The sequence below is a fragment of the Lactobacillus sp. UMNPBX6 genome (assembly GCF_002553975.1).
Taxonomy (GTDB): domain Bacteria; phylum Bacillota; class Bacilli; order Lactobacillales; family Lactobacillaceae; genus Lactobacillus; species Lactobacillus gallinarum.
Map to the genome: position 1 here is coordinate 1 of NZ_PCZD01000084.1, position 5,251 is coordinate 5,251.

Here is a 5,251-nt window from a genome sequence, read left to right on the forward strand (position 1 = left end):
ATCAGTGCTTTAAAAGTCTAATATTAATTGTCAATGTCTTAACTTAATGACATTGATTCTATAATTGAGTAGCTACCTTTTTTGTGCTGATCATGATATTCTGAACTTGATATAAAGTTATGGCAGAAGGGACATAGAAATGGATTTAGAAACAGTAGTAATGAAGAAAAAAGAAAGCTTCAATGATACTGATAAAGCAATAGTCAGTTATTTGCTCAAGTATCCCAAGGAAGCTAGTAAGTTGAGCTTAATGGAATTAGCGCAGAAATTATATGTTTCTAAATCTGCTATTTTTCGTTTGAGTAAAAAATTAGGCTTGAGCGGTTTTAGTGAACTTAAATTTGAATTGTCTGAATTGATTGCGAGAAAAGAGCAATATGCTAAGCATGCACAAGAATTGCAATTTGACGATAATCTGCAGAAAATAATCAATGACACCTTTAAATATTTTAAGGGATTGAATTTGCATAACTTATGTGCGGATTTAGATCAAGCAGGAACTATCTATATTTATTCGACGGGATGGCAACAGCAGATTATTGCGGAGTATTTGGCTCATTCTTTTTACTTAATAGGTAAAAACGCAATTATTTTGCCAGGTGCGCGTGATGAAGTTTCAATGCTGGGTCAAGCTGCCAAAGAAAATGATATGTTGTTTGTAATTTCATTTGGTGGTTTTAATAAGACAATTATTGAGGAATTGAAGAAAATCGATGTTATTAATAATAAGTTAAAGCTAGTTTCTTTAACAAGCTGGCAGCCGGGAAAATTAGCTTCTCTTAGTGATTACAGCTTCTTTTTCAAGACTACGCCATTTCAGTTTAGTAAAAAGGTCGTGACTTTCAGTTCAGCCTATGTTCTAATTGATCTAATCATTAATGAATATGCAAAACGGCGTAAATTGCAAAGGTAGAGGAAATAAAGATGGAAAAAAAGAAGTTATTATTGCTTTCAACTGGTGGGACGATTGCATCAGTTGCATCTAATGCAGGGTTAGTACCTAAAGAAACTGGCGAAGAATTGATTAAAATGCTGGGTAAATTACCGTATGATATCGACGTTCACGATATTTTGCAGCTCGACTCTTCTAATATTCAACCAGAAGAATGGAAATTTATTGCGGAAAATGTTTATAAATATCGTAATGACTATGATGGAATCGTGGTTTCACACGGTACCGATACAATGGCTTATACTGCTTCAATGTTAGCATTTATGTTGAAGAATATTAATATTCCAGTGGTTTTAACTGGAAGCCAGGTACCTATCAATGTTGTCTTAAGTGACGCCCACGATAATTTGCGTTTAGCTTTTGCGGCAGCAGCTACTTGTCCACCTGATATTTATTTAGCTTTCCATAATAAAATTATGTTGGGCTGCAGAGCCGTTAAGGTTAGAACGACTAACTTTGATGCTTTTGAAAGTGTTAACGTTCCGCCTGTTGCAACCGTTTCTTCAGATGGCTTGGTCTTCAATCCCGATTACACACCCAAGAAAAAAACGGGTGAAACTTGCTTGAATACCAAGATTGACTCCAATGTTTCTTTAGTTAAATTGTTCCCAGGCTTTGATCCTAACTTGCTTTTTGCGATGGTAGATAGTGGCTGCCAAGGAATTGTTATTGAAGCCTATGGCTTAGGTGGGATGAACTTTATTCGCCGTAACATGGTGGCCGCAATTGGTAAGTTGATCAGACAGGGCATCCCTGTAATTGCCAGCAGCCAATGTTTATATGAACGTAGTGACCTAACTAAGTATGAAGTAGGACGCGAAGCCTTGCTAGAAGGTGCGATCAGTGCGTGCGACATGACTTCTGAGAGTGCCATTACCAAGTTGATGTGGGCACTAGGCCAGGACATGAACGTCCATGAAGTGGCAGATTTCTTTAATACAGATGTGGCCGGGGAAGTAACTCTTAAGACTAACTAAAGAATGTTACAATTTAGTTAAATGTAAGCGCAGACAATACTAATAGATCGATACTTTTTGTATAATATAGCCAAAAGGAGTGCACATATATGAAAAGTAAACTATTAGAAAAAGTCTGGCTTACTTTAGCGGCATTAGGAATTGGGGTATCTCTTTTTGCTAATAATTCAAATCAGCTGATTGAGTCTAATGCGCAAACATTTTCTAGTGCAATCGTTAAAAAGTAAACTATGAAAAGACTAAGCCAATCTTGCATACTTGTAAGCAAGTCTTAAAGCTGCGTAAAGAACATGAGCGTTTAACGCCGGAGCAAGACAGCTTACTTAAAGATATTGAAGAATTAAATTAAGCGTATGAAAAAAGGATCCTACATGAGGATCCTTTATTTTTATTCTTCAATTAATTGGTTTTTGTTTGAATTAGTTCTTAGCTTCTTAAATCCTTTGAAAATTTCAACTTGTACAATTGAAAGCAAGGATAAGGCGATGACAACTAACCATTGACCAGCTGAAAGATTAGTAATGTAGAATACTTTTCGTAAAGTTGGAACAAATAGGATCAAGCCCATAAAAAATGCGGAAACAATGAATGAAATTACCAACCACATATTCATACCGGTAGCTCTCTTCCAGATAGGATCGGTGTTAGAGTGCTGGTTAAAGGCTCTCAACATTTGTGATAAAGCCAATACGCTGAAGGCCATTGTTTGACCAGTGATTGGATTATCAATGCTTGCACCAATGAAGTAAGCAATTAAAGTCATCAGCGCAACGAAGATTCCCTGAGTAATCACGCGCCACACAAGATCTTTTTCAAAAAGAGTACCTGGATTTACGGGCTTATGTTTCATAATGTTTTTGCTTGCAGGGTCAACGCCTAAAGCAAGAGCAGGTAGAGTAGCAGTGGCTAAGTTTACCCACAGGATATGCACAGCTAATAATGGTGTATCCCAGTTAAATAATGTCGCAACAAACAAAGTAGTAATTTCAGCAATATTACCAACTAACAAGAATTGGATTACTTTTTGAATGTTACGGTAAACGCGACGACCTTCTTTGATTGCGTAAGCAATAGTAGTAAAACTGTCATCTAAAAGTACCATATCAGCCACATCTTTGGCTACGTCGGTACCGGTAACACCCATGGCTATACCGATATCGGCAGCCTTTAAAGCAGGTGAGTCGTTAACACCATCACCAGTCATTGCCGTTACTTCATCGTTACGCTTCAAGCTTTGAATAATTCTTAACTTATCGGTAGGTGAAACGCGGGCAAAGACAGTCGTCTTTTTAACCGCTTGATCAAGTTCGTCGTCAGACATTTGATCAAGTTCAATGCCAGATATAGCCAAGTCACCATTTTGGTAAATATTGAGCTTTTTAGCAATAGCTAAAGCAGTAATCTTGTGGTCACCAGTAATCATAATGGTTCTAATGCCGGCCTGACGACAAGTCTTAACCGATTCCGCCACTTCTTCACGAGGTGGGTCGATCATACCGCTGATACCAATGAAAGTTAAATTATTTTCTAAATTGGTTCCTTCACTTGGTAAGTTATCCACAACTCTTGTGGCAAAACCTAGTACGCGTAATGCTTCGTTAGACATGTTTTGCATCAAGTTCAAGATTCGTTTTTTATCATTAGTCGTAATTGGACGAATGCCATTATCAGTCATGATGTGATTACATAACGGTAACATTTCGTCTGCTGCACCCTTAGTAAAGGAAACATATTGACCATTAATTTCATGCAAGGTGGTCATTCGTTTTCTATCTGAATCAAAAGGTTGTTCAAATAGACGTGGGTGAACCTTTTTTAATTCTGTTTGGTTGAAGCCTAATTTTTTAGCAAAAGGAATCAAAGCAACCTCGGTAGGATCACCGCTCGCCTCGTTATCCTTCAAGCTGGCGTCGTTACAAAGGGCACCAGCATAGGCTAACGCTTGGTAAACCTTATTAGGTTTAATATCTTTAACATCAATTTCATTGAAGTCGCCAGCAGCTGTTTTAGTAACTGTCATCTTATTTAAAGTTAAAGTACCGGTTTTATCGGAACAAATGACAGTAGCGTTACCCAAGGTTTCCACAGCTGGTAATTTCTTAATCAAAGCATTCTTTTTTACCATGCGCTTAACGCCAAGGGCCATCACAATTGTAGCTGTGGCAGGCAAACCTTCAGGAATAATGGAGATTGCTAACGAAATAGCGATTAAAAATTGGGGTAAAAGTGGTTTTTGGTACATTGCACCAATGATAAATACCAAGATGCAGACAAAAATACCAATGATTGTTAAAACTTTACCACCGCTAGTTAATTTACGTTTTAATGGCGTTTCAATTTCAGTTTGATCTTCTAGCATGCCGGCAATGGCACCCATTTCGGTGTTCATACCTGTAGTGGTCACGACACCTAGTCCGCGTCCGTAGGTAACAATTGAAGAGCTGAAAGCCATATTAATGCGGTCACCAAGACTGCAGTCTTTAGCCAAAACAGTATCTGCATCTTTTTCCACAGGTACGGATTCACCTGTGAGGGATGCTTCCTGAATCTTTAGGTTGGCGGATTCGAGAAGACGCATGTCTGCTGGAACCATGTCACCGTCGTGCAAGTTGACAATATCACCGACTACTAATTCTTTAGCGGGGATTAGTTGCTCCTTGCCGGCGCGAATAACATGAGCCATGGGAGCACTCATATCCCGCAAAGCAGCTAAGGATGATTGAGCTTTCTTTTCCTGCACAATACCAATAATAGTATTGATGACCACGATCATAGCAATGATGATCGCTTCAGTATATTCATGAAAAAGAGCTGAAAAGAAGGCTGCGCCGATTAGAATCATGATCATTGGATCAATGATTTGCTCTTTGATCATTTGCAAGGTGGTTTTAGGAGGCTTAACAGCAAGCTCGTTTAAACCATCTTTTTGACGTATTCGAACTGCGTCATCGCTTAAGCCAGCTTCTGATGTATTTGTCTCTGTTAGTACCTCAGACTGAGTAACAGCCCAAGGCTTTTGTATGTGATTATCCATAAAGGACATATCACTCCTTTCGTCAAAAATAAAATAGAGAATGGCCTTTAACAAAGCCATTCCCCATTTGAGAAACTTCTTCAGTTTTCATTTGTGTATTGGCAGCGTCATTGGCGCCTCTCAATATATAAATCGTTATAAGAAATAATATCAGTAAAGTGACGCGGTGTCAATAAGCGATAAATATTATTTTTTGGTTATCATTAGTAAAGAAAAAGTTGATTTTTTTAATCAAAAACGCCCGAAAATCCCCGTATTTTAATGCGGGGATGGATAGGGCCAAGCTGA

4 protein-coding genes are annotated in these 5,251 nt (G+C 38.2%); 3 read left to right on the forward strand and 1 reads right to left on the reverse strand.

Going from position 1 to position 5,251, the window contains the following annotated elements; all coding sequences use genetic code 11:
- Positions 1-139: 139 nt before the first annotated feature.
- The 3 genes from CP357_RS09450 to CP357_RS10405 all read left to right on the forward strand — a co-directional run bounded on the left by CP357_RS09450 (position 140) and on the right by CP357_RS10405 (position 2,156).
- Positions 140-913, forward strand: coding sequence for a MurR/RpiR family transcriptional regulator (locus tag CP357_RS09450; RefSeq protein WP_025006020.1), 774 nt, complete (start codon positions 140-142; stop codon positions 911-913).
- Between the two features lie 11 nt (positions 914-924).
- Entirely contained in the window at positions 925-1,929 is a 1,005-nt protein-coding gene (locus CP357_RS09455; protein WP_087176330.1) for an asparaginase, read from the forward strand.
- Between the two features lie 89 nt (positions 1,930-2,018).
- Positions 2,019-2,156, forward strand: a complete 138-nt coding sequence (locus tag CP357_RS10405) for a hypothetical protein (protein ID WP_087236253.1) — start codon at positions 2,019-2,021, stop codon at positions 2,154-2,156.
- Between the two features lie 161 nt (positions 2,157-2,317).
- Here the strand turns inward: CP357_RS10405 and CP357_RS09470 are convergent, their stop codons facing one another.
- The gene (locus CP357_RS09470) at positions 2,318-4,963 is read right to left on the reverse strand and encodes a cation-translocating P-type ATPase (RefSeq protein ID WP_098037172.1); all 2,646 of its coding nucleotides are present in this window, start codon (positions 4,961-4,963) and stop codon (positions 2,318-2,320) included.
- Between the last annotated feature and the right edge of the window lie 288 nt (positions 4,964-5,251).

Bases quoted from the DNA above. Each gene is read 5' to 3' on its own strand.
- CP357_RS09455 (WP_087176330.1), top strand. From the start codon at position 925: ATGGAAAAAAAGAAGTTATTATTGCTTTCAACTGGTGGGACGATTGCA.
- CP357_RS09470 (WP_098037172.1), bottom strand. From the start codon at position 4,963: ATGGATAATCACATACAAAAGCCTTGGGCTGTTACTCAGTCTGAGGTA.
- CP357_RS10405 (WP_087236253.1), top strand. From the start codon at position 2,019: ATGAAAAGTAAACTATTAGAAAAAGTCTGGCTTACTTTAGCGGCATTA.
- CP357_RS09450 (WP_025006020.1), top strand. From the start codon at position 140: ATGGATTTAGAAACAGTAGTAATGAAGAAAAAAGAAAGCTTCAATGAT.